The 23,887-nt window shown below is 59.3% G+C and carries 29 protein-coding genes; 9 read left to right on the top strand and 20 right to left on the bottom strand.

The window, feature by feature from the left end; all coding sequences use genetic code 11:
- Positions 1 to 148 precede the first annotated feature (148 nt).
- The 3 genes from CEY09_RS30380 (at position 149) to CEY09_RS30370 (ending at position 1,672) form a co-directional block, all read left to right on the top strand.
- Complete coding sequence (locus CEY09_RS30380; protein ID WP_113914618.1) at positions 149 to 463, top strand: hypothetical protein; 315 nt, start codon at positions 149 to 151, stop codon at positions 461 to 463.
- A gap of 83 nt (positions 464 to 546) precedes the next feature.
- Complete coding sequence (locus CEY09_RS32815) at positions 547 to 786, top strand: DUF4224 domain-containing protein (RefSeq protein ID WP_088591468.1); 240 nt, start codon at positions 547 to 549, stop codon at positions 784 to 786.
- Complete coding sequence (locus CEY09_RS30370; protein WP_234818437.1) at positions 743 to 1,672, top strand: tyrosine-type recombinase/integrase; 930 nt, start codon at positions 743 to 745, stop codon at positions 1,670 to 1,672. Before CEY09_RS32815 ends, CEY09_RS30370 begins: the two co-directional genes overlap by 44 nt.
- A gap of 501 nt (positions 1,673 to 2,173) precedes the next feature.
- On the opposite strand, the gene mdtD is transcribed toward CEY09_RS30370, so the two are convergent.
- On the bottom strand, positions 2,174 to 3,595 hold the full coding sequence (gene mdtD, locus CEY09_RS30365; RefSeq protein ID WP_272938475.1) for a multidrug transporter subunit MdtD: 1,422 nt from the start codon (positions 3,593 to 3,595) through the stop codon (positions 2,174 to 2,176).
- A gap of 167 nt (positions 3,596 to 3,762) precedes the next feature.
- Between mdtD and CEY09_RS30360 the strand changes: the two genes are divergently transcribed.
- Positions 3,763 to 4,056, top strand: a complete 294-nt coding sequence (locus CEY09_RS30360; protein WP_088591466.1) for a hypothetical protein — start codon at positions 3,763 to 3,765, stop codon at positions 4,054 to 4,056.
- Positions 4,057 to 4,155: 99 nt separating this feature from the next.
- Here the strand turns inward: CEY09_RS30360 and CEY09_RS32090 are convergent, their stop codons facing one another.
- Positions 4,156 to 4,398, bottom strand: coding sequence for a hypothetical protein (locus CEY09_RS32090; RefSeq protein ID WP_143219590.1), 243 nt, complete (start codon positions 4,396 to 4,398; stop codon positions 4,156 to 4,158).
- A gap of 394 nt (positions 4,399 to 4,792) precedes the next feature.
- Here CEY09_RS32090 and CEY09_RS32220 point away from each other — a divergent pair, with 394 nt between their 5' ends.
- The 5 genes from CEY09_RS32220 (at position 4,793) to CEY09_RS30345 (ending at position 7,858) form a co-directional block, all read left to right on the top strand.
- Positions 4,793 to 4,939 (top strand): hypothetical protein, encoded by a 147-nt coding sequence (locus tag CEY09_RS32220; RefSeq protein ID WP_158218694.1) that lies wholly within the window; start codon positions 4,793 to 4,795, stop codon positions 4,937 to 4,939.
- A gap of 32 nt (positions 4,940 to 4,971) precedes the next feature.
- Positions 4,972 to 5,637: an SOS response-associated peptidase gene (locus CEY09_RS30355; protein ID WP_088591465.1), complete on the top strand. Its 666-nt coding sequence runs from the start codon at positions 4,972 to 4,974 to the stop codon at positions 5,635 to 5,637.
- Between the two features lie 54 nt (positions 5,638 to 5,691).
- On the top strand, positions 5,692 to 6,000 hold the full coding sequence (locus tag CEY09_RS30350) for a hypothetical protein (protein ID WP_234818436.1): 309 nt from the start codon (positions 5,692 to 5,694) through the stop codon (positions 5,998 to 6,000).
- Positions 6,001 to 6,098: 98 nt separating this feature from the next.
- Complete coding sequence (locus CEY09_RS32765) at positions 6,099 to 6,245, top strand: CrpP-related protein (protein WP_337360726.1); 147 nt, start codon at positions 6,099 to 6,101, stop codon at positions 6,243 to 6,245.
- A 476-nt stretch (positions 6,246 to 6,721) separates the two neighbouring features.
- Positions 6,722 to 7,858 (top strand): hypothetical protein, encoded by a 1,137-nt coding sequence (locus CEY09_RS30345; RefSeq protein ID WP_113914619.1) that lies wholly within the window; start codon positions 6,722 to 6,724, stop codon positions 7,856 to 7,858.
- Here CEY09_RS30345 and CEY09_RS30340 read toward each other — a convergent pair.
- The 18 genes from CEY09_RS30340 to CEY09_RS30250 all read right to left on the bottom strand — a co-directional run bounded on the left by CEY09_RS30340 (position 7,852) and on the right by CEY09_RS30250 (position 23,878).
- Positions 7,852 to 8,319: a hypothetical protein gene (locus CEY09_RS30340; RefSeq protein WP_088591463.1), complete on the bottom strand. Its 468-nt coding sequence runs from the start codon at positions 8,317 to 8,319 to the stop codon at positions 7,852 to 7,854. The two genes, CEY09_RS30345 and CEY09_RS30340, sit on opposite strands and share 7 nt — an antisense overlap.
- Positions 8,316 to 8,792 (bottom strand): hypothetical protein, encoded by a 477-nt coding sequence (locus CEY09_RS30335; protein ID WP_088591462.1) that lies wholly within the window; start codon positions 8,790 to 8,792, stop codon positions 8,316 to 8,318. The genes CEY09_RS30340 and CEY09_RS30335 overlap by 4 nt, the downstream gene beginning before the upstream one ends.
- Entirely contained in the window at positions 8,789 to 9,067 is a 279-nt protein-coding gene (locus CEY09_RS30330; RefSeq protein WP_088591461.1) for a hypothetical protein, read from the bottom strand. Before CEY09_RS30330 ends, CEY09_RS30335 begins: the two co-directional genes overlap by 4 nt.
- Before the next feature lies 1 nt (position 9,068).
- Entirely contained in the window at positions 9,069 to 9,377 is a 309-nt protein-coding gene (locus CEY09_RS30325) for a hypothetical protein (RefSeq protein WP_088591460.1), read from the bottom strand.
- A gap of 86 nt (positions 9,378 to 9,463) precedes the next feature.
- A complete protein-coding gene (locus tag CEY09_RS30320; RefSeq protein WP_088591459.1) occupies positions 9,464 to 9,856 on the bottom strand; it encodes a hypothetical protein in 393 nt (130 codons plus the stop codon).
- Position 9,857: 1 nt separating this feature from the next.
- Positions 9,858 to 12,053 (bottom strand): hypothetical protein, encoded by a 2,196-nt coding sequence (locus CEY09_RS30315; protein ID WP_088591458.1) that lies wholly within the window; start codon positions 12,051 to 12,053, stop codon positions 9,858 to 9,860.
- 56 nt (positions 12,054 to 12,109) lie between these two features.
- On the bottom strand, positions 12,110 to 14,770 hold the full coding sequence (locus CEY09_RS30310; RefSeq protein WP_088591457.1) for a host specificity factor TipJ family phage tail protein: 2,661 nt from the start codon (positions 14,768 to 14,770) through the stop codon (positions 12,110 to 12,112).
- A gap of 378 nt (positions 14,771 to 15,148) precedes the next feature.
- Positions 15,149 to 15,619: a DUF1833 family protein gene (locus CEY09_RS30305; RefSeq protein ID WP_088591456.1), complete on the bottom strand. Its 471-nt coding sequence runs from the start codon at positions 15,617 to 15,619 to the stop codon at positions 15,149 to 15,151.
- A gap of 460 nt (positions 15,620 to 16,079) precedes the next feature.
- Positions 16,080 to 19,046: a tape measure protein gene (locus CEY09_RS30295; RefSeq protein ID WP_158218693.1), complete on the bottom strand. Its 2,967-nt coding sequence runs from the start codon at positions 19,044 to 19,046 to the stop codon at positions 16,080 to 16,082.
- A gap of 11 nt (positions 19,047 to 19,057) precedes the next feature.
- Positions 19,058 to 19,687 carry a DUF6246 family protein gene (locus tag CEY09_RS30290; protein WP_088591453.1) on the bottom strand — a complete coding sequence of 210 codons (630 nt, stop codon included), beginning with the start codon at positions 19,685 to 19,687 and terminating at the stop codon, positions 19,058 to 19,060.
- A 3-nt stretch (positions 19,688 to 19,690) separates the two neighbouring features.
- A complete protein-coding gene (locus CEY09_RS30285) occupies positions 19,691 to 20,689 on the bottom strand; it encodes a phage tail protein (RefSeq protein WP_088591452.1) in 999 nt (332 codons plus the stop codon).
- Between the two features lie 13 nt (positions 20,690 to 20,702).
- Positions 20,703 to 21,071 (bottom strand): phage tail termination protein, encoded by a 369-nt coding sequence (locus CEY09_RS30280; RefSeq protein ID WP_088591451.1) that lies wholly within the window; start codon positions 21,069 to 21,071, stop codon positions 20,703 to 20,705.
- On the bottom strand, positions 21,064 to 21,501 hold the full coding sequence (locus CEY09_RS30275; RefSeq protein WP_088591450.1) for a hypothetical protein: 438 nt from the start codon (positions 21,499 to 21,501) through the stop codon (positions 21,064 to 21,066). Before CEY09_RS30275 ends, CEY09_RS30280 begins: the two co-directional genes overlap by 8 nt.
- Positions 21,501 to 21,710 carry a hypothetical protein gene (locus CEY09_RS30270; protein ID WP_088591449.1) on the bottom strand — a complete coding sequence of 70 codons (210 nt, stop codon included), beginning with the start codon at positions 21,708 to 21,710 and terminating at the stop codon, positions 21,501 to 21,503. The genes CEY09_RS30275 and CEY09_RS30270 overlap by 1 nt, the downstream gene beginning before the upstream one ends.
- Entirely contained in the window at positions 21,710 to 22,048 is a 339-nt protein-coding gene (locus CEY09_RS30265) for a hypothetical protein (RefSeq protein ID WP_088591448.1), read from the bottom strand. The genes CEY09_RS30270 and CEY09_RS30265 overlap by 1 nt, the downstream gene beginning before the upstream one ends.
- Entirely contained in the window at positions 22,045 to 22,434 is a 390-nt protein-coding gene (locus tag CEY09_RS30260; protein ID WP_088591447.1) for a DUF7370 family protein, read from the bottom strand. The genes CEY09_RS30265 and CEY09_RS30260 overlap by 4 nt, the downstream gene beginning before the upstream one ends.
- A gap of 67 nt (positions 22,435 to 22,501) precedes the next feature.
- On the bottom strand, positions 22,502 to 22,813 hold the full coding sequence (locus CEY09_RS30255; RefSeq protein WP_088591446.1) for a hypothetical protein: 312 nt from the start codon (positions 22,811 to 22,813) through the stop codon (positions 22,502 to 22,504).
- Positions 22,814 to 22,822: 9 nt separating this feature from the next.
- The gene (locus CEY09_RS30250; protein ID WP_088591445.1) at positions 22,823 to 23,878 is read right to left on the bottom strand and encodes a major capsid protein; all 1,056 of its coding nucleotides are present in this window, start codon (positions 23,876 to 23,878) and stop codon (positions 22,823 to 22,825) included.
- Positions 23,879 to 23,887 lie beyond the last annotated feature (9 nt).

Raw genomic sequence — 23,887 nt, 5'->3', positions numbered from 1 at the left:
GATGGTGCTCTGCCCTGTCTGCGGGAACAAACGCTGTCCGCGGGCTAGCAATCACATCTATGCCTGCACGAGGAGCAACGAGCCTGGGCAAGTGGGTAGCACATTTATCGAGCAGCCGACGCCACAAGGCACGATTAATGGAGCAATCATGACCAAAGAGGTACTAGACGCCATTGCCGCCCGCGAGGCGCACTGCAAGCCATTCGGAGCCGCTGTAACGCTCAGCGTTGGCGAGCGGGATGCGCTGGTGGCGATGGCGCGGGATGGGGCCGCGATTCTGAGGGCCGCTACTGAACTGCCTTTCGGATACCACATCGAGTTGTACGTAGAGGCTGGATACGCGGGCGCGAAGATGATCGACCCGGATGGCGAACCGGTAGACCTAGACCAGGACGAACGCAATTTGGCGCTGGAAATCAACGCCGCCATAGACGCCGCGATGGCGAAGGATGCCAGCCTGTGACTGACGCAATCCAGCGCCTGCTGGACACCACAAAGAAGCACTGGATACAGCCCGCCTAGCGCGGGCTTCGTTTTGGAGGCGATATGCTCACGCTTTCCCAAAAGGAACTGATCGAACTCACCGGGAAGGCCAGGAAGACGGGGCAGATAGAAGCCCTCAAATTCCTTGCCATCCCTTTCAAAATTCGCCCAGACGGAACCCCCGTGGTTCTTCGGGCCGCTATGGAGGCAGCATTAGGCCATGCGACCAAGAACCAAGGACCGACACCTCCCCGCGTGCGTGTACGAGAAGCACGGAGCGTTCTGGTACGTCAAGGGCGGTAAGTGGCGCAAGATCGGCTCCGATCTGCATAGCGCGCTTACGGAGTACGCCCGGATCGTATCGGCTCCCACTGAAGGTATGCCGGCGCTGATTGATGAGGCGCTACCCATTCTCACAAAACACGTCGCGGCGTCAACGCGCAAGCAATACGAATACTGTGCATCCATGCTGAAAGAGGACTTTGCCGACTTTTACCCTGGTCAGGTAAAGCATGGGGATGTTGTCGAGATGCTAGACCAGTACGCCGACCGTCAGGCCCTGGCCAACAGGATGTTGACCGTGCTGAAACTGGTCTTCCAGTGGGCACTAGACCGTGGGCGTGTGGAGGCCAACCCATGTGTCAGCGTCAAACGTTTCGTGCAAACGTCGCGGGACAGACTCATTACGCGCGATGAATACGCACGGGTCTATGAGGCATGCCCCCCTTGGCTTCAGTGCGTCATGGACCTTTGCTACCTAACCGGTCAGCGGATTGGCGACGTCCTGAAGATCGAGCTAGTACACCTGCATGACGACGGGATCTATTTCGAGCAGCAGAAGACTGGAAAGCGGCTAGTAGTGGAATGGACACCAGAGCTTAGGGCTGTCTCCGAGCGGGCCAAATCGCTGCACGGCGAAGCAGTCCAAAAGCGCTTTCTAATTGGCGCCCGCGGCGGCAACCAGCGGCTCTATTCGTATGTGTGGCGCGCTTTCAAGAACGCAGCCAGCGCAGCCAAGGTCACAGACGTCAATCTGCACGACTTGCGTGCTATGTCTGGCACAGCTGCGGAAGCTCAGGGTATAGATCCGACCGCGCTCTTGGGCCACTCCGACACGCGCACAACCCGGATTTACCTACGGGATAAGCGCCCGAAATTGGTCAAGGGCCCCTCTCGCAAATCGACTTAGTTTTAGACATCTAATAGTCGATGAGCCCGAGAGCCTTATTTTATGCTCCTCTCCGGGCATGCGAAGTATTCCGTCATACCCTGACCCAACTGACGTTTCCGAAGTCCCCACATGTCCGCTCTCCGATGCAATGAATGTGGGATGCAGTGTCGGCGTGACGGGTAAAGGCAACAATTCGCGGATGCCGAGGCGGGCAAAATGCACACGGGTGCATTGACACTTGTGAAAGCTGCCCCGGTCGCAAGAAAAAACCCCTCGTGCGCAAGCATCGAGGGGTTCAAATCGGGGGCAAATTCAAATACCCGAAAATCTTGTAACTCACTAATTTTCCAGGGTTTTCCCTATTGTGAGGGCCCTGACCCGGCAGTAGATTTGAGTTGCCGGGCTGTCTGACACCCATCGCGTGCGAAGCCGGGCAGGAGCGCCTCAGACTCATCTAGAGCTGGGGCGCTCTTCCATTTCCGCCGCCGCTTCTGCGAAGTATTCAGAACGGCAAAATGCCTAGCCGGCTGCCGGGCGATTGTCTGCGGGACGTCCCAGCTGCGACATATCCAACCGTCGGAACACCCAGCCCGACAAGAGCGTGATCACGCCCACGCACACGAAGCTCAGCGTGAACGCACGCCCCAATGATGCGTTGGCCTCACCCGAGAACATGCCGACCAGCCCGCCTCCGATCGTCACGCCCAACCCGATGGCCAGCATCTGGATCATCGAAAACAGGCTGTTCCCACTGGCGGCATCCCGCTTGCTCAACCCCTTCAAGGTCACACTATTCATCGCCGCGAACTGCATGGAATTGGTCGCGCCGAACAGAGCAAGTTGGACGACCTGCAACGCCAACGGCCACCCAGGCGAAATCGCCGCGAACGAGACAATGGATGCACCGACCAATACCGTGTTGACCAGCAAAAAGGTGTCATACCCGTAGCGCCGAACCAGCGGCGCGATCCAGGGTTTGGTGATCGTGCCCGCAATCGCCGCAGGCAACATCATCAGTCCGGACTGCAACGGCGAATAGCCCAGTTGCAGTTGCAGCAACAGCGGCAGCAAGAACGGCACCGCGCTACTGCCGATGCGGCACACCAGATTTCCGACCAGCCCTACACTGAAATTGGGCTCGCGAAACAGGCGCAATTGGAAGAGCGGATTCTGACGTTTGCGCGCATGGATCACGTAAAGCAGCACGGTCAACGCGCTAAGTGCGAACAGGCCCGTCGACCACGCCATACGCCCCGAGCCAGCGGGCAAGTCCAGGCCGAGTGAAAACGACACCATGCACAAGGACAGCAAGGAGCAACCCAGCACATCGAAAGGTGCCACGTCAGACAGCGCATCCTCGGGCAAATATCTCCGCACGGCTAACAAACCGGCAATTCCGATGGGCACATTGATCATGAAGATCCAATGCCAGCTTGCCACCTGGACCAGCAGGCCACCCAAAGTGGGACCAAAAATAGGACCAACCTGACCCGCGATCGACACAAAAGCCAATGCGGAAATGTACTGATCGCCCGGCACCGTACGCAGCACCGCCAACCGTCCGATCGGCACCAGCATGGACCCACCCACGCCCTGGACCACGCGGGCAACGGTCAACTGCGTCAAGGTCTGCGCCATGGCGCAGAACACCGACCCCATCGCGAATATCAGGATTGCCGCCAGGTACACACGCCGGGTGCCGTAGCGGTCGGCTAACCAGCCCGAGGCCGGCGTTAGCATGGCCATCGTCAAGGTGTACGCCACCACGACAGGCTTCAGCGCAAGCGCCTCCTCGCCAAGGCTGCGCGCCATGGCGGGCAGCGCCGTATTGACGATCGTGGTGTCCAGCGTCTGCATGAAAAAGCAGGCAGCGACGACCCAAAGCAGGGCCTGCTGTGATGAGGGTTTAGCCATGGACGAATCGTACTGCGCGAATGCCAACGGACGGCTGACAGCGGGGAGACGCTTAGGGCGGTGCTGTGCTTGCGTCAGTCGGGCCTGACTCGCGATTTCCTGCCATCGGAAGCTCCTTGCGGCAGCTACCCAGCGCGGTGGTTTGACCCCGTTTTTTGTGGAATATACTGGATAAATAAACAGTGTATTCCACCATGCCGTTCAAAGCCCCCCTTACCCACGCCGACCTCCGCATCATCCGCGAGCGCCAGCCCTGGAACGCCGACGTCATCTCATTGCTATGGGAGGTCAAGCGGCTGCGCTCGGTGTTGCTACGCGCCCACCAATTGTCCGCGGATCTGAAGCGGCCAAGTGGTCTGACAGGCGAACTCTACGACGACTTCATGAAAGGTCTGCGGGAGGAGCCGTGTGTCCAGGAGCGGGACGGGATGACAGCATCGTTGATGGACGCGCCGGACAGGCTAAGAAAGGGGATGGCGCCTCGGTAGGAGCAATGGGCGCGCAGCATCGCCCAAGCGTCATTCGACCGCGGAGGTTTATTGCAAAGGCGTCCGCGGGTCGCCAAGCCTATCAGCCCACTTCCCCGCTCAACTGCATGTGACAACGCTGACCATGCTGATGGCGCTCATCAGATACTGCATCGCGGCAACTTTCTCTGGCGTCTGATGAACCGACGAATTCTCGAGTTTCGCCAACGCGTGTTTCATCAGCTGAAGGGAAGACATTGTTGAAACGGTAGAAGCCATTGAGGCCGTGCCGTTCCATCCTTGGGCTTCCGCCTCGAAGGCCTGCGGATCCGTCACTGCAGCAGGTAAGGCTTTAGATTTCATCAGAGCACTCTATTGGCGTGTCTTACAAGGAAGAAATCAGAACCCGCGCCGATGCAAAAGTTCCAGCGGCATGAAGACCATGCGGAGTTGTACGCGCGGGCCAATTTCAAAAAGAACAAGGGGCTACGCCGAATTGGCGTAACCCCTTGATTTCTTTGGTAGGCCCCCCGAGAGTCGAACTCGGCACCAACGGATTATGAGTCTGTCGGGGAATCTAGCATCCATGCGGGTTTGAGCCCGTTTTCTGTTCCGCAAACGGAGACAATTAGGGCTGAAAATTCCCTTTAGAATCAGACACCGATTTTCGATTGCGGAACGACATTGTTGGACGAATCGGTCCGAGATTGGTGCCGAACGCGAGACGGCCAGCGCCCGGCTCGATAGAGTGCTGACTATGCACACTTGGCCCTTCCCCAACATCCCGCCCGAACTGTTCGAAACGCTTTCCTCTGACGACAAGCGCCTGCTGGAAGCGCTGACGCTGGTCTACTTGGCCCACGTCCAGCAGCGCCACCGACCGTCGCCCATCACCGCGGACTGATCCTATACTGGCCCCTCCATCGGGAGGGTTCCATGTGCAGCCATTACCAGACTTTGAAGGACGCTGAGCTGCTGCTGAAGAAATTCGGCGTGCGCGAGAAGCCGGCCGCGATCGGCAAGTACGACATGTGGCCTCGCTACCAGGGCGTCTTCGTGCGCCGGCCGGTCGAGCATGACGCAGGCGACGAGGCTGTACCGGAACGTGAGGCGGTGGTGGGCCGTTGGGGCCTGATCAGCGCCATGACGAAGGCCGATGGGTTGGAAAAGGCTGGCAAGCTGTCGACGTTCAACGCCCGCAGCGAGACTGCGCCCAAGTCGTTCACCTTCGGCAACGCCTGGCGCCGGGCGCAGCATTGCATCATCCCAGCTGACGCCATCTTTGAACCCGACTGGCGATCCGGTGCCGCGGTGGCCACGCGGTTCACACGTGCGGACGGCGCGCCGCTGGGCATCGCCGGGCTCTGGGATCGCTGGCGCGATTCAGCCGGCCAGCTCCAAGAGAGCTACACCATGCTGACTATCAATGCGGACGATGATCCGATGTTCCGCGACTACCACCAGGCGGGCAAGGAAAAACGTATGGTCGTCATTCTGCCCGAGGGCGCATACGGCGACTGGCTGACCGCGCCAGCCGAAGCTACCCGAGACTTCCTCGTCCCCTTCCCCTCTGAAAAGCTCATCGCTACCCCGATGAAGTGACCCCGATTTAGCTGGAATATACTGTTTATCCATACAGTATATTGGCAGCAAATCATGCTCTGCACCGTTACCCGCACGCACTACCTCGGCGAGAAGCGCCGCGAAATCGATCCAGCCCCATCCATCACTGGTGTGGTCCGCATATACTCGATCATGCGCGAAGACCTTAAGCGCTACATCCGCGTCATGACCATGGATGGATTACAGAAATTCGGCGCCACGCAGAAAGGCGAGATCCCCGACTTGCTACAGCCCGAGCTTCTGACCTTTGCATCCGACCGGGGCATGATGGTCTGCGGCTTCGAAGAGATCGACGGCCGGCGTTACTACCAAGGGTGGTGGATGCAGTGGGAGAAAAGCTGACGCACGGACTACGACGGAAGGTGCTGCAACACTATTGCAAACGCCGTTTGGTGTGGTCCATACTAGCCTCCCGATCATCTCTTTTGGAGGGTACTGCAATGCACCGCGATGACATCCAAAAGCTGGGCGCCCAAGCCGCCCGCGACGGATTGACCTTGTGGGATTGCCCTTACTACCGAGCCGCCGAAATGCCCGGGCACACCGGGGAACCGATAGGTTCATGGAGTGCACGTGTCGAGGCATAGGAAGCAGGATGGGTAGCCGAGACCGAATCGTGGAAGCCACCTGGTTTTGGTGTGCACTACGCCCCGCCAGAAGTCGCACAAAATTAGAACTGATCGCCGAACAAAGCGCCCCACGGAGGGCGCTTTTTTTTATGCGCCTCGCTAGCGCTGCCAAGCTTGGCACGCCGCCAATTGGGCCGTCACGTGCCGGATTCCAGCCCGGAGGGCGAAATAATCCGATCGAGCAGCTGGAACGCCTGCCGCGGAGCCGTGCGTGGTGAAACGAGACTATGACACCCAGGATCTTATGGAAGCTCCCAACAAGCTGCGCAAGGGGATGGCGCCTAGGTAGGTGTACTCGACCCCTGACAACCCACTGAAACAATCTTCCTTGAAAACACGCATCCGGTTATGATTCAGCAAAACGTAACTAAAAATTCAGGCATATGACAGCCTGAACATTACCGGAGGGCTCGGCGGGGATGCCGAGTTAGGGAATGCCAAAAGACGGCTTGCATGCGACTGCAATCGGCACGATGTCGATCCTTACAGATATCAAAGCGGGCGCGGACACGCTTGTCGTCCACTTTTCTTCCCGCAATAAAGGCGCTGGAAAGTTTCATCGGTATCCCACGCCTGCAGACGTATCGAACGTCTATATCAATCCCGCAGACCTAAACTGGTATCTCGATGGCCTTCCTGATCTTCAAGGTCTGGATCGAACGGTGATCCGGCTCCGTTCAATCATCGAAGAGGCGCGCGCGTCTAGGGTCATCTGCATGGGCAGTTCGATGGGTGCATGGGGAGCCGCATACATGGCCCCGATGTTGGGAGCCCAAAAAGCAATCTTGTTCGGGCCAGAACTTCGCTTGAACTGCTTTGCGAGCTATTCCGCAGAGAACATCGCGCACCGTGCCGGCGAGATCCCGTCAATCTCTCCTGATCCGAGCTGCCAATACGTTGTGATTGCAGGAATGAACTCGCCTTGCGACATCTACGGAACCGTCTCGTTCTTCGGCGGAGGGGAAATGCCTGACTGCTATTTCCTCCCCTTGATGGGCCATGCCACTGCTCACGATCTAAACCAAATCGGCCTTCTCGATGGAATTCTGGAGGGCTTGGTACATGATCATCCCACGCGCCCAGTGCTTGACGCCATGCGCTACAAAGACCATGCGGCACTCTCTGAGTTTTTTTTGAATCGGCCCTATGATTTCCAGGCGATCACGGACTACATCGATCGTTTCGTTCCGACCAAGCATGCGACTAAATTCGTAGCTGGGGTGGCTGGTGACCTCATTACAAAAAAACTCTTCCCCCACGCTTTCAATTTGTTGTGGAAGGTCTACCAAGACGGCGCCATGCCGAACGACCTGAAGATCTTGCTGCTTCGTTCGGCACGCAAGGCCAAGCGCAATGCACAGGCCCTAAAAGTGGCAGAAGAGCTGGCCCAGGTGCCCACCTATCGGCGAGATGCCCTATGGGAAAAAGCACTGGTTCTCGAAAGGCTGAACCGAGCTGACGAATCGTGCGCCGCTCTTACTACGTTGTGTCGTGAACACTTGGAAGATCCGATCTACAAGACCGCCGCATCGAAGGTATCTTCGGCAGCATTTGTCAGCCCCGCCTATTGATGCCGAGCCTGTAGAGCTTTTATATAGCCCTGCAGGCCATTTACTTGGTCAGCCCATCGAGCAGCCTCTTTTCCCAGCTGCTCATATCTTCCGACACACGACCCAATAATTCCGATCCAGTCGGGGCCGGTTGCATCACGTCCGCCGCTGTCGCTGGCAGCTTCGGCGCGCCGCTGGGCAAGCTGGCGCAGCAGCCCGTCAATCCGGCCACGCTGAGCAGCAACAGTCTTTTCAGCAGCCTCACGCGCCAGCACGGCGCCGCGGTGTTTGGCATCAGCACGATCCCTTTCCTCCTGCCATGCGCGCTCGATGGCCGCCTGGCGCTTTTCGATTTCGGCCTGCTTAGCATCGGCCCCGGCCTGGTATTGGCTGGAGCCGTACCAGCGCACGCCCAGCACGGCGCTCACCACCAGGGCAGCACCAATCAGGTATGGCAGCACGGCGCGCAGCAGCGGGGTCATGGTGCCACCTCGACGACGGCCTGGTGGTAGAGGCCCGGCCAGGTTTGCGGGTGCGGTTTGCCGGGGCGCCAGGTGCGCAAGTACAAGTCCCACGCGCCGTCGGCATCACCGGGCGTTGGCAAGCGCCAAGGGTCCGTCCACAAGAGCAGGCGCGCGAAGCCGGCGGCCAACACATCGTCCGTTTCCAGCGCGGCGTAGACGGAAGCGGACAGCGGGGCCACGTTGCGGACAGCGCACAGGTTGTGCGCGGCGTCGCGGCTGGATGGGTGCGTCAGCACGCCAAGTACCCCGCCGCCCTTCTCGAACTGCCAGAAGCCGCGCGCTGGGCCGCCGATCTGGCGCCGATGGACGAATCGACTTTCCTGCAACCCGATGGCAAGCAGCATCACGCGCGCGGCCGGCGTGTCCATCTTCGCGGGCAGCAGCGCTAGCGCGGGTTTGATACCTGCCTTGATGATCTCGGAGAGATTCATTGTCTCGGTTTCCTGATGTGCTTGACGGTCACTGCGGCCACATAGAGGGCGGCTGACGCCGCGAGTGCTGCGTCGCCCGCGCTGGCCCAGCCGGCCACGAAGACGCGGCACGCCGCGCCGGTCGCGGTCATGCAGATGGCAGCCAGGCCAACGCGCTCCAGGGTCGTGTCCTTAATGGAAGTGGCAAACACCGCCAACATCGCGCCGCCGGCCACCACGAGCCAGCAGACAAATGCCAGTACCGCCCACAGCGTGAGGTAGATCTTGGTGTCCATGTCAGGCCCCTTTACCGCGCACGCGGTCAATGACTGCCTGCCAAAGCGCTGGGATCGGCACCGCCTGTACAGCTTCCCAGCCGCGCGAGACGATGGCCATGCCGAACATACCCGTCAGAAAGCCCGCCAGCCCTTCTGGGATACCCAGCAACGACGAGAGATAGGGTGATGTGTAATAGGCCACCAGCGACCCGCTGACAGCCATACTGAGGCGCTCCGGCCATGACCCTTGCAGGTATCGCATGGACACCGCCGCGCCAAGCACGCCGGCAAACTTTGCCGCGAGGGCGTCGAAGTCTTGGATATTCAATCGCGTCCCCTATAGACGAAAAAAATGCCCGACGAGCGAGCACTGGAGGCCATATTGATCGCCCTTCCGGGCAGATTACGAGTGCACTACTGGACTCTCACCAGAGCCAGGAAATCCGACCAGCTCGCGCCGTACTGCACCGCGAGCAGATTTTCCGGATCGTCGATGGCAACTACGCCGGGAAGATCGTCGGCCCATCCGAATTGACCATTGACCATCAGCAGCAAGCGGGCCTCATCGGCGAAGCCCAAGCCCGGCGCCAGCCGCACGCGATACCGATCTCCCAGGCGCGGCACGTACACCCTGAGCTTGCCGGCGTCGTCCAAGGTCTGATCCGCGATGATTCCCCAGCCCGGAGCGGCGACAATCACATAGCCGCGCCCAGCAATCGGCGCCGCGGCGTCTTCCGGCAACTCGACCGTGACTACAGAGGGCGCGGTCCCGTCGGCTGAACCGACAAAGATTTGTTGGTCTTCCATGCTATTGATTCCCCGGGAAGCGGCACTTGTAGTCGCCGAAGATGTGGCAAGAAAAGTTAGCGCCAATATCCGTCGCCAAGAGGCCGACCAAGGCCTGAGTAGCCGCGACCTTTTTGTACAGCGCGATGTAGTTCGTATCACTGATGACCAGGCCGACCACACGGTCAGCGGCGTTCCAGCCCGCCGCTAGAGCGCTAGTGACCTCGACATTCACCAACTGACTGAGGCCGTCCATTGATCGATACGGAAGCCCTGCGATTCGGATGGAGCCTGCAAAACCGGACTGGCCTGTCACGGTCAGCGTACCGTTGAACTTGCAACGGTTTCCGGTACGCGTGTTGGTACCTACAACCGAGACCGTACCGGAGCCCGTCGTGGAGGAGCCAACCAACGCAGGCGTATAGGTATTCTCGTCTTCATTGTGCTGTCGAAGCCAACTACGCTTTGACCCCAACATCAACCCATATTGTCGAGGCGCAAGATTCTTCACACCAAACCGAACTAGACGCAGCTGCGCCCGCATCAAGCTCGTAACGGGATCCGCCGAAGTCTCAGTTACGTCAACGTAAAAGCAGGATCCATCCTCAAACACGATGGGGCTTTGGTATCCACCGGATCCGACAAACGCAGGACCACTTTGAGAAACGATTGTCCAGGGCGTATAAAGCTGCGACGCAGATACCGCCGTCTGGAACGCAAGCAGCTCTTTTACGGAAGCCGTAACCCACCGAATTGATCGAGGGCTAACATTCCGCTCTGCCCAGCCGACCAGCAGCATGGGGTTCCCATCCACGCGAATGGTCGTGATCGTGGGAGAAACAAACCCCTCATTTGGCGTGATAGTCCTGTCGAAGTTGGCAGCCGTTCCGATGAGCGTCCAGCTCTGGCCGCCGTTTGTCGTTATCGACGTTGCGAAGTTCCCGCGCGTCACCGCAATGCCTAATCTTGCATCAAGAAAGGTAAAGTCCGTTTCCGTGTTTCCGGTTGCCGTCAGCATGTCGGCGCCGCGGACCGGGAGCGTTTGAAACTCGTCGTCGCTATAGAACATACCAACGGTAACGAGAGTCCCCGTCACAAGGCGGTAATCGGAAAACGCCATCCGCCAACCTCCACCAAGCTTGGGAATACACTTGATGCCGTTGCTATAGATGCGAGCGTAGTCTTGGTTGTGCTCGAAAAATACGCCGCGGTCCACCCACGATGCCGCTCCGCCGCGCTCATCGTTGGTGAACAACCGATACTTCGTATTCCCGGTGTACCGTCCCCAGCCACCAGGCGCCACGGCGCTCGGAGGTGGGATGTCGCTGACCACCACAGCCATGCGGCCGCTCGGGGTGACCCCGATGTAGCAGTCAAAGACCGTTCGAAATGGATTAAGTCCGGGGTCGGGCGGCAGCGCCTGGCAGATGATTTGCTCAGCGCTCCAGTTGATCAGATCCCAACTGCTTACGTAGACAATGCTCCCCTCGGGATCAATGGCGTTCTCTTCGCTAAGGCCGCCATAGCCGTGCATCTTTCCACGGCTGTAGACCATGTGATACTGGCCGGCAGCATCACGCACAAGGCGCGGGCTATGCCGATACAGTGAATCCCCCTTTGAGTCCACATAGTTCGTGTAGTCATTGTCCGAATATGTGATAGCCGGATTGAACTGCGTCGCCTGCACGGAAGGCTTGTCGAACAAATGCGGGATTGCCTCTGCTCGGTATCCCAAGCTCCCCGCTGGGTACTTCAAGGACGGGCTGTATCCAACGACACTAACCCCCAGAGACGCGTCCGTTCGGTTCTCGATCTGCTGCCGAAGAGCAGCGTCCCCAACCGAGACGAAGTTCGACCCTTCCTCGACCCACACGCCAGTAGTCGTGTACGGCAGATCCAGCCCAGCCCCGGCTCGATATAGCTCACCGTCCTTACGAAATACCAGGTTCCGCGAAGATATCGTCAGCCCTTGCCCGTAGTCGCCCAGATCGACATAGCCAGAGGCTAGCAAAAAATCTTGAAATTCCTCGTTGGATCGCAGCATAAAGGCCGAAAAATCGCGCTCTTGCCCACTCAAGGTCTTCCTGCGAACCCCAAGACGGTCGGTCCATTGGGTGTTGGACAAATCGTTAACCGCAGAGTCCAAATTCTCCGCGTTGTCGTAGAGGTCCTTGACCGCAGCACTTCCAAGCGAGTTGCCAGTGTTGTAGGTAGTCATTCTTTAGCCCAATAAAAAAGGCCCCTTAAAAGGGGCCTGGGTTGAAGCTGGATCAGTTATGCGGAAGGAAAGTCGTTGTCGGACGCGTAGACGCGGGCGTCATAGTTGACAGCTGACACGGATACCTCGAAGTCGCCTCTTGGGCTAACGCCTGTAACGAGAGCCGGAAACGCAAACGTCTCCGACTTGCCGAAATACAGATGCGGTAGCTCTTGGCTAAGAGTGATAGCTGGCCATGGTTTTGGGATTGCAGCTAAAACTTCATATTCATTCGCTCCGGGTGAAGCGGCGAACGGGCCGATCATCTTCCCGTCGGCGCGTCGGTACGCAACAATGTGCTGCGACCCCGCCTCCCAAACCAACCGCTCACTGCTGCGCAACACAGCGGTTCCGCTCGACCCGTCGGTCATTGAAACGACAAGCGCACTCTGTCCGTATCCTGGATCAGAACCAAACAAAGCTACCCTATCAAGGTAATTGCTGTTGAGGGCATCCAGCTCCGTTGAGAAGGAATACTCTTTACGCCGGTAGAACAGCGCTCGCCGCTGTCGCATACCAATACGCCAAGCGCGAGTCCGGTCGGTAACGCCCTCAAGAGTAATCTTTTGAACCTTGGCACCAAAATCTCCTGGAAGGCGGCATTGAACCGTCTCCTTCGACCACGTCGTAGCGCTGGTGTATTCCACATCCACGCCGTCGTAATCGGTGATCTGTGAATGCGCGGAGATATTTCGACGCAGCGACGTTGACATGTTCTGGGGCGAATACGACTGCTCCCAGACTTCCTGCACATCTTCGCGTACCGGACGAACAAGCCCATCTCCGCAAGTGAACTCGCCCATGCCAGCGCCGAACGCGGTTTGCAACGCCTCTTTCACGGTCGTCGCGTCAAACACGAAATCCAGAGTTTCGCCACGAGCGGTCCAAATTGAATGCAGCCTTACCATTTCAGTCATGTCGATCTGGTCATCGGACACGCCAGAAGAATTTAGGATGTACCGCGCAAAGGCGCTGATGTCCCGCGTGGGTTGCGGCGCAGTCCACGTGCCGTTTGGAAGCAGCGTCGGGAGTATTCGTGTGGGTTCGACGTTGATCTGGTTTTCGCTCTGCGCGCCTAGCTTACCGCCACTACGAAGCGCAACCGCAAGCGTAGTCCATTTTGGGTACAGCCAAAAATTCGGCAGACGGGCTTTGAGTCCGTACCATTGGCACTTGTCCTGAATCTGAGTACTAGTCGACTGCGCGCCGATCCTACGCACTCGAACCGCCGGCGCCATTGGGGCAATAGCGAACTGCTCAGTGAAACCAATCTGGTCGACGGTGGCGTCCGAGAAGGTACGCGCGATAGTCACCCGAGGGCCCCCAGCCACATTTCGATATTGGTACTCCACTCCGACGGATCTGGCCTCCACATCCCCATCGTCTGACAGGTAGCATAAGCCTTGCGGGAAGAAGACGTCGATTTCGATCAGGCTGGTCACTTGCCCGGGTGGCGTCGCAACAAACTCGTTGGACCACTCACCATATACAGAACCTCCAGCAAAGCGAACGCGGGTAGCGAGCGTGCCTGTTTGGAAGGCTCCAGGCGATACTGTCGCCGAAGTTTGATCGAACGCCACAATGGTACGTTCGACATCTGCGCCGAAGATATACGAAACACCTGTGCCTGGAGAAACTCGGACGATGCCGGTATCCAAGTCTTGAAACTCGACGGTATAGACACCCGCTCCCAGGCTAGCCACAACCGTAAGAACTTCCCATCGCACATTGGTACCGAATGGTCCGACACGGAAAGTGTTGCCCACTCCAACACTCGGCATATGCCCGAAGTATCCTGTGAATCGACTGATGGTGTAGCCCGGGTCAGATTCAGACGGCTGAACTTCGTGATCCACGATGTTGTACGGGCGCCCGTACTCGATAGCGAGAGCAGTGCCGACTCCCCAACCGCTTGGGAATTCTCCATCCGCACGAGCGATGACGTCGCCACCCAGGTTGTACGCGGACGCATCAACGTTGTCTCGATTACCCAGATCGGTAGTCATCTCCAGGCCGGCAGTTCCCGACGAGGTTCCACCAACCTCTGTTGTTGTATGCCAAATCTGCGCGGCTTCAACATTAGACAAATCAGTGTTGGGTGGAAAAACTCCATACCAAGCGTCTCCGCCCAATTGATTGAATGGTGTGGAGCCAACTTTTACGTTTTCGTCTGGGACAAGGTAGCTACCGGGGCCTATGTTCGTGAGGAAAACCAGCCACTGCTCGCGCTTGTTGACGAAATAGCGGCGCGGCGGTGTCAGATAGTCAACGAATCTTCGGTAGCGGCCGGCGGGCTCGGGGACCACCGCCGCTAGCTTCGCGGTATTGGCCTTTCCTTGAGACGCTTTCAGCTCCGTGCTTTGCGGCGTCTCAGCCGAACTGGTGCCGCGCGACTTACCTCCCAGGAAGCTGAACAGCTTGCCAATGATGGAACCGAGTGCCTTAAATATGCCGCCCATCGGAACAATGTTGACGCGCAGCACTGCTTCGACGGGCAAAGCTTCAGCCCAGTGCTCACGTGGGAAAGGCTTAGCACCAACGTAGGCAACAAACCGCTGGACTTCATGCTCGCGCCACTGAGGAATCGTGGAATCGAGATAGCTTTCGAAATGGCCCTGCCATTCCAGAGACTCCACGCACACGTCTAGCGCAGGCGCAGAATAGATTTCAATCCGCATAGTAAACAACCTTCGAATAGCGCCCTTCGAACTGATCTAGACGCGTGAGGCATGGCCCGGTCGGCTTGTCGGTCTCCAATATCCTCAATCCACCATTCACCCACACCACCACACCGACATGGACGCAAGCACGACCGTGCCAGGCTGTTGCCACGTGGCCGGGAGCTGGCGACGCATCGCTCATCCGTCGTTCCCTAGCAACTCGGGCGACTTCACGTGTGATAACCGGAATCAAGCCCGGCTTCGCATCCGCACATTCAGGCAGCAGAGGTAGCCCGAACAATTCGACTCGGGCATCTCGCGTGAGACCATAGCAGTCGTATTCATTCGGTCCCCGCCCACCCTCAACATATCGCGTCGTTAAGAACCGCTCCAGGCTCATAGGTATCGAATCCCAGGGGCATTTTGCGCGGTGTAAAGTTGGCGAGGCCAACGCAGATTGAGCACATCAAAAAATCCCGCACTTAACGATGCCTCGCCGTCTTGCAAGGACCCTCCGATCAAGTCCATTACATAGGGGCGACGGGCGGGCTGGGTCTTGTCACTCTCCAGAAACTCTCGGTAGGTGATCTTGACCGCCTCGCCAGACTCCAGGGCTTGGTCGAAATAGAACTGCACCGTCGAATTCACGCCGGCCACCCCAAAGTTCAAAGTCTGCATACCGGTTGTGTTCTTTGCTGGCAACGAAATCGAGAGCGATCCAGCCTCATATAGCTCACCGCCAAGAACCTGATCTTCGAACCCCGAGCAGATGCGGATGGGTACTATCCCCGCAATGGCAATTTCGAGTGAAGGGATGATCAGTGATCCAGCGGGCGCACTCGCATAAACCTCTGCTAACGTGCTCATGCTTGCGGCCACTCCCGATTCATAGCAAGGTCGAAGATCTCTGGGTTCGCAACATAATCGGGAAGCAGTAACCACTCATCCGAAAGCAACGGGCGCTCCCAAACTTCAAGCGTTGCCGAGTACTGCCATCGATCTGCGCCCCAGGCAGTGGGGCCGGCGAAGACACCTGAGATTCGGCACACCAGCGCCACGTACCCGACTGGATGCCGAAGGTCAACGTTGAACCACTCGGTGCCATCCTTTAAGACTGATCTGAACCAGAGCTCAAAAAGGCGCGCTTGGGCGCTCGTCATGACCCAGGTCGCCGACCTCATGACCGGCACCGAGCTAAATTTACGCCGTTGGCGCGCCCTGCCCGACTCCATGTTGGTGCGCTGGTTGGGCGAGACCACGGCGTATTGGTTTGGCGCCCATAGAGGAGCCGGCAAATACTCGGGGTAACTGATATTGGTTTGCATAGCTACCGCCCTTGACGCGTTGTGCCGTAAGTGGACTCGATGGTTTGAGACATCTCCCCCCCGCCGCGGATGTCCGCTACAAAAGCGTCAACAGTGAGATATTGACCATCCCGCTTTTGTGTGACCTCCCCCGCTCGAGAACGGTCTTCAATCAGGTTGACATTGATCATTGGCCAGCCCTGAGCAGCCCCCATCTCCCCGTTCGCCTCTCTATTACTGACGACCTCACCACGTTGATTCGGTAGCATGTACTGCTGCCCATTTGCAGCATTGAATACCTCCGGCGCGCCGTTCTCATTGATGCGATACATCTTGGCTGCATCAACACCACCTCCGTACAGGCGGCCCCCTCCGCTTACCATCGCCAAGCCTTCCGCAAGGCCCACCGTGGACGCGATGCCAGCCATAGCCGGCGCCGAGTTTGCACCGAAGGATGCTAACGAAGCGAAGGCAGCCGGCACCGCCCATGCTGTCGCGAGAGTGGCGGCTTGTGCGATTCCAAATGCAGTGGCAGCTGTTCCGGCTGCCTTCCCCATAATCAGATTTTTGACGTACTGGATACCCATCTGAACCAGCGCGGCGACGCCCTGCTTAAGAATCGCCCCGGCAAGCGCTTTGATCGCGTCCTCACCGCTGGTCGCGCCTGTGGCGATACCCACTAACGTGTCCGTCGCACTAGCCCCGAGCTGGTCGAGGCTGGACATCAGCAGTTCGTTCCAACTGGATTGCCGCCGAAAGTTCTCCTCCTGAAGCACACGTGCCCTTTCGTCGTAGGCCGTCTCCGCTTGAGCTTTCAACTCCAGATAGCGCTGGTCCTCCAACAACTTGGCTTCATTCAGCTTTCGCAGGTTGTCGATCTGGGTCTGAAATTCCATTTGCGCGCCGGCAATCGGGTCAACCTGGCCGAGCAGCTTCTTGTTCTGCTCCGCTTCGTTCACCTTGCCGATCGCGCGCGCCAACGCCTCAACCTGCGCCACCTGCTCGGGCGTAGCGAAGGGGTTCAGCGCCGCCTTCGCCTTAACCACCTCCAGCTCGGTTCCAGCCAATCCTGCTTCATAGAGCGCGGTGGCCAGCCCGTCGATAACCTTCTGGTTCTCTTTCGCTGCTTCGGCGGACTTCTTAGAGCCAGACTCGCCTGCCTTCTGGGCTTGCTCTAGCTTGTAGATCTCCGAGGCGAGGCGCTCCGCCTCCTCGCGCTCTTCCTTAGTGGCGTTGGCTCCCAGCTTTTGAATGGCCGCAAGCCTCGCGCGCGCGTCGCCGGTAAGCTTGGCTAGCGCCAATTCATCGCGCATTCCTTGTAGGCGCTTAGCTACCTCCGGGTCTGCGTCTGCCGGCTTGCTGGGACCTCCGCTCGTCCGCTCGCGCGGCTTCTGGTTGGCAAGCTTTTCCTGGAGCTCGTAGAGCTTTTGGAGGCGACCATTCACTTCATCAAGATTCGCCTTCTCTTCAACAAGCGATTTGTTGGCATTTGACAGGCCATCTGCACCCAAGTTGGCACCGCGCTGCTGCGCCTTTTGCAGCTCGATGATGTCCTTCGTAATCGTGGACACGCTGCGCGCGGCATCGCGTGCCTCTTTCTCGATCTGCTGGATCGCATCGCCTACCTGAACACGCCGCAGTTCTAGTTGCGCCTGGGTCAGGTTGTCTACGGCAGTCGCCAGCTCTTCGACGTTGGGCGCTGCCTTCCGAGAATTGTCGCCAAACAAATACACGCCTGCTGCGGCAGTCGCCAGCAATCCGATAATCCCGGCTGGGCCGCCCAGCATCGCCACCAACCCGGTCCCCGCGGCTGTCGTCGTGCGTTGCGCAGCCGCCAGGGCGGTCTGAGCCGCGCGATGGGCATTTGCAGCAGCGGTGGAAGCGGCGAGCGAACCGCCCAACCGAACTTGCGCTGCGGCCTGGCCTGCCGCAGCAGCAGCCGCCTTCTCGTTAGCTATGGCTTGCTCAAGGGCTGCCGCCGCTTGCGCCTTAGCCCCCAGCGCTGCGCGGGCGTTGGCGAGCGTTGACGCGGTGATGCCTGCGAGATACTTCGCCATCGCGCCGGCGCCAATCGCCAGCAGCGCGGTCACGAGAGTTTGTAGGTTCTCGGCGAGAGTCAGGACCGCCTTGGACAGCACACCTGTCGCGCCCGTGGACCTATTCGCCTCGCCCACCATCGCGGACAGATTGTTCCGAAGCGCGGTGAAGGCGTCTTTGATGGTCGTGGCCATCCCGTCAGCGGCTTTCTTGTTCTCGTCGAGCGACGTGCGCAAGCCTTCGGACAACTGGCGCGCGGTCAATTGGCCATTCACGCCCAGCCTGCGCACCTCTTCCGCCGTCTTACCAGTAGCCGTGGCCACGTCCGCCACAACGGTGGGGATCGCAGCCAGGATGGTCTCCCAAGCGTCCGCTTCGACGCGGCCCTTGTTGAGCACCTTACTGAAGGCATCCGTGGCGCTCTTCGCACGGTCCACGCTCGTCGCGTTCTTCACGAACGAGTACGAAAGCGAATCAGTGACGTCAAGTGCGGATTCCGTGTCGTAACCCATCGACTTCAGAGCGGCGGACGTCCGGATGTAGACCTCCTGCGCCTCGGCCAAAGACCGATAGGTCTTGTTCGCCGTCTCAAGCAGACGAGCCTGCACCGTGTTGTACTCGGCGGCGTTGGCGGTGGCCATCTGCACCCGCTCGGCCATCTCGTTGTATGCCTCGGCCATCTGGATCAGGCCGGAAACGCCTTGAAGCGAGATGATCCCCGCCAGTACACCTGAAAATCCTTTTAGCGCAGACGACGAAACAGCCGCCTCGCGCCCCAACCCTTTGACTGCCGCAGCCGTCTGGGTCATTTGAAATTGGGCTTGGTTGGCCGCCTTATCCGTTTGGCCAAAGCGCTTGTTCATCTTGTCCAACGTCGAATCGACGCTGGTGGAGCTGTTGACGAGCTTCGACGTGTCGGCCTCGACCTCGTAGTAGATCGACCCGACATTCATTCCGCCTGCCATCACTGAACCCCTTTAGCTGCCTTTCGCTTTGCTTCGATCTTGTCGAACCACGCCATGGTGGCGTCATGCTGTTCTTTGGTTGGTGCCTTGGCGCCAGGTGCGTTACTTTCGGCCGGCGGGAACTTGGCGCGCAGTGCGCCGACCATCCCGGTCATCGTCAGATCCCAAGCGTCTCGCTCCGAAACGCCTAGATGAGCCATGGCCATAGCCACATGCTCCCGGGCCACGAACTCCTTCACATACACCGGCTCATCGTCACCCGGCCGCCTCGGCAACGGGGGCAATGCGCCTGTGACGCCATGCTTCAGCAGGCAGCGCGCAAGCGGAACCACATGCTCTACCGGCGCAGCCCCTGGCACGTATTCCAGAGATCCGGAGGTGGTCTCGTACGTGCCAAACAATGACGATGGGTCGACGTCTTCGCTGGCGCATGCGTAGATGACGCCCAAGGCGGCCTGAAACAACCGGCGCGCCTGGGCCTCATCCTCTGCCCCACCCATGACCGTGGCGAATGTTTCGACTATCTCGACGGGGTCTCCCAGCCTAGACATTGCATACAGCGAGGGACGTAGGCGCACCACCTGGTCCCCCGCGTACACACCGACTTCGCCAATTTCGGTCAGGATCATGAGTTATGCCGGCGTGACGGTCACCGGCACAGTCACGCTCACAGCCGGACGAGCCGCGCTAGTGATCTTGACGCTGGTGCTGCCCTCGGCGACACCGGTAATCAAGCCCACGTTGCTAACGGTGGCCACAGCGGGCGATGCGCTTTCGTACACCAGGCCCGACGCGGCGCCGGTCGGCGAGACAGAAGCCGTCAAGGCCTGCGTCGCACCCTCATCCACCGATACCGCGGTAGGCGAGACGGAAATGCCTTGGACCAAGGGGACCACCGTCAGAGCTACCGTATCGGTAACGCCGGGGGCTACAGTGGACGCCGCCGTGATCGTCACCGAGCCAGCGGCGATGGCCGTAATCTGCCCGGTAACTTGGTTCACCGTCGCCATGGCCGGATTGGACGACGTCCAGCGCAGCGATTGCGAGGCACCGACAGGCAGCACCACGGCTTCGGCATCGAAGGACTGGCCAACCGTCAGGCTCAGCGTCGACGGGATCACCTCGACGCTAGTCGGGTCTGCGGCGTCCGGGTTCGGCGTGTCTTCAACGATCAGACCGAAGTCGCTGCCGGTGGCGCTCGCTTCGAGACTGAACGTAACCACATCGTCAAACGGGGCGCTGCGGCTCATGTTGGATACGAGCATGAACGCCGTAAACGTCAGGTCCGGGAAGGTCATTCGCATCCAAGCGACCGGCTGGCCTCCCGTCGCATCGGGGCGCGCGACGTGCTTGGTGATCTCGATCAGATTTTCCGAGCCGGCGCCAGAAGCCTTCGCAGTGCCATCGCCCGAAATGCTGAGGGTCTGGAACGTGGCGATGTTCTCACGCAGTGCGCCTACCGAATCGTCGGCGGTCGCGTCGGCGGTTTCCCATTCGAGCGTGAATTCCTTCGTCCGAAGGGCGGCGAATCGCTTCCAGTCCGTTTCGGCCGGCAGTTGATCGCCGCAGCCGATGTGGTATTCCAGGACCACGTCACGGCCAACATACTTCTGGTTCTTGCAAGTAGCCATTAGTGGCCTCCAGTTATAAAAGCACTTCAAAATCAAGCGAGTACCAGGGGCGGTTCTCGCTCGTGTAGCCGGGGCCGACGGCTTCGCCGACCGCGCGCACGGACGCAGCGCCGCAGGGCGACGAATCGCCTAATGCGGCCTGGGACAGTGATTCCATGGTTTGTTCGACAGGGACCACGTGCTTGCGGCCATCTCTCGGGCCTAGCAGGATCACTTTGAATCGAATAACGCGGTCCTCGACGTCCGGCGCCGGCCCGCCCATCTGCTGCACAGATGCGATGAACGCCCCGTTGACGGACGGGCTGTCAATCCACATGCCGCGGCTGTACAGATATCCGTCGCCAACGACCGCTTTGAGCCAATCAGTGAAGGCGTCAAACACCGTAAATCCTTTTGAGAATGGCCGGCACCGCACCCTTGATCTGATCAAAGCCCTTGGTAAGGAATTCGGGCTCCGCATTAGGGTCCCAATAGTTGCCGTTTCCTGTGCCGCCTCCGAAATCCACGCCTGAGCGTGTCCTGCCGAAGTCGGCCCGAGGCTTTCCCTTGAGCTTTCCCGAGGCTTCGTGAACCGCCGCCGCATAGGAGGCTGTGTACCCGACCGAGCCGGAAACCTTGCCTTCCTTCACGTCAATCTGCGGCGCGTACTGGCTATTGACCAGGTTGCTAGAGTCGATCGGCGTCATCTGGGCGGCCATTGCCGAGCCCTGTGACAGCGTCTCGTAGACGGCACGCTCGGTCTTGCCTTCGCCGATCTCTTTGACAGCGATCCGAAAGCCGCGCTTGACGCGCTCGATGCCCTTTACGGGCATCACGTTCCCCTACGTGCGTGGCTGGGCGCCCAGGCCTTCTCGCCGCCGGAATGGTCAAACGCCTCTAGGGTGAACGTGGCCGCTTCGTCTCGCGCATGACGCAGTGTCACTGCGCGCACGCCAGCGACAATGCGCCCCTGTTGGTCGCATACACGCATGACGCCCAGTTCGTCCATCTTGACGGACAGGTAGATTTTCTCTTTGCTCATCAAGTCACCAGCTTTAAGTCAGGCTCTTCGCCGAAGAAGGACATATCCCAGTTCGTCACCGACCGGATCTCCTCCCAGCCGTTCGAACCATCAAAACTGATCTGATCCAGATACTTGGGCCGCTTGTCTTCGGTGAAGATCACATGCTGCGAGAGGAACTCGGCTCCGCGCGCGCCGCTCTGACCGCCCGATTCACGCTCCATCTTGCTTTCGGCAGTCCAGGTGCAGGCGATCTCGAACTCTTCGCCGTAGACCGTCTCGCCGGTCTCCATGTCGATCGACTCAAATGGCCGAACCGTGGCGACGTTGGTGTAGCTCCAGTTGGCTGTGGCGCTCATTCTTGGCAACCACCCTTCGCGATCCACATGCCGGCGAACGCCTTCTTAGTGGGATCAGGAGGAATCAGGCCGACAGCGCAACCGAACTTGTCCAGGCCACGCAGCAGCGACAGGGCGCCGCTCCATCTGTCGGCAAACCCCTGATACCGGAACGAGCGCGACGCACCACTGGGCGCCGTCTGGCTGCTGATGTACCGATCTCCCTGCCCTAAGCCCATTAGGCTCAACAGGTACAACTGGATCAGGAGAGCCGTTTCGGCGGTGTAATGCTCATCCAGACATTCCTGGATGCTGTTTGCCTGGGCGACGAGCGCAGCAAGGACGAAATCCGGCAGAACGATCCCTTGGCCTTCCAGATACTGCTTGGCTTGGTCGATCGTCACCATATCCAGACCTCAAAATAGAAATGGCCCCGCCATCAGGCAGGGCCAATAGAAAACCGCCCGTAGGCGGTTAGTTGGCGGCGGGCTTCAGCGGATCGCCGTCGGGCAGCAGGGAAACCAGTTCTTCAGCGCTCTTCCGGCCGTCGTACTTGATGCCCAGCTCTTTCAGGCGGTTCTTGACGTCGCCCTTTTCCTGATCGGCACCACCCGAACCCGCACCGGGCGTTGCCGGCACCAGGGACACAACGTCATCGGCCTTGCGAACGCGTGTGCGATACAGCGGATGGGCGGCCTGGTCGGGCGTGAGCTCGATCACCGCGCCAGGCAGCATCACTTCGGCGCCAATGATCTTGCGCAGGAGGATGTACTTGGATTTCGCCATGATTCCCCCTTATGCCGCGCTGGCGTACAGCACGCCGCTACGGCCCTTAGCGTCAGCCTTGACCTGCAAGCCCGAGGCACCCCACACCAGCACATGCCAGTCGTCCATCGGCGTGACGCGCGGGATCGGCGTGGTGGTGACGGGCATGCCGACGACCGGGCGGATGTATTCGCTGGACAAGATGATGGCCAGGAATTCATTGCCGGTCACCGTGTCCGTGCGCTTGAAGCCAGCCACACCGGGGATGCGTTGCAGGCCCTGGAGGATGGTTTCGACGTTGCTGGTGCCCGGGTTGGCGATACGCAGAAGGTTGAACCAGATCTCGTCCGAGATGTAGAAGGTGACATTACCAACCGCGTTGTTGCCCTGGCCCTGGAGCGCTTGCAGTGCGGCGACGAAGGCGCCCCATGCCTGCGCAAAGGTCAGCGTCGGGCTGGTCAGATCCACGTTCAGGCCGGCGGCGCCCAAGTCCAACGCGATGGTGTTCGGATTGTTCTTGATGCCGTAGGCTTGGTAGTTCTTGTACGTCAGGTCGGGCGTGCCATCGACGAAGTTGTCAACGGTGCGCTTGCGGACAAAGCGCGTGGCCGCGGCCTGGTCATCCAGCAGAGCGTCGTAGCCTTCCGAGCGCATGCCTTCCAGCTCGCGCCAGATGCGGCCGACTTGCGTGGAGTGAACCAGAACAATTGCGCCGTCATAGTCGAAGCTGACGTGGTTCACGGGCTTGCGGTGCTGGCCGTCGATGCTGGACCGGACTTCCAGCTCATCCGCGCCGTAGCGGCGGTATTCGCTGACGATCTTGCCGATGTGGACGTTGCGCGCCAGGGGCATCAGGTCGTTCAGCAACACGCCGCCCTCATCGGACAGCATCAGCGTCTTGGTCTGCGTGTCGAAGTCACGCCACACCTCGCCCGGGATGCGCGCCTCGTTCACTTCCAGGCCGGCGGCCTTCATCAGGCCGGTCTCGTGGTCCCAGTTCGCGGTACGCGAGTTCACGATGAACTGGTGCTGCTTCTTCAGGCCGGAATTCGCTTCCAGGCCCTTTTTGTCTACGTAAAAAGCCATTTTCGGCCT

The organism is Achromobacter marplatensis, from assembly GCF_002209535.1.
Taxonomy (GTDB): Bacteria; Pseudomonadota; Gammaproteobacteria; order Burkholderiales; family Burkholderiaceae_B; genus Achromobacter; species Achromobacter marplatensis.
The sequence above is the reverse complement of the archived record's forward strand: the minus strand, read 5'-3'. Positions and strand labels throughout refer to the sequence as shown.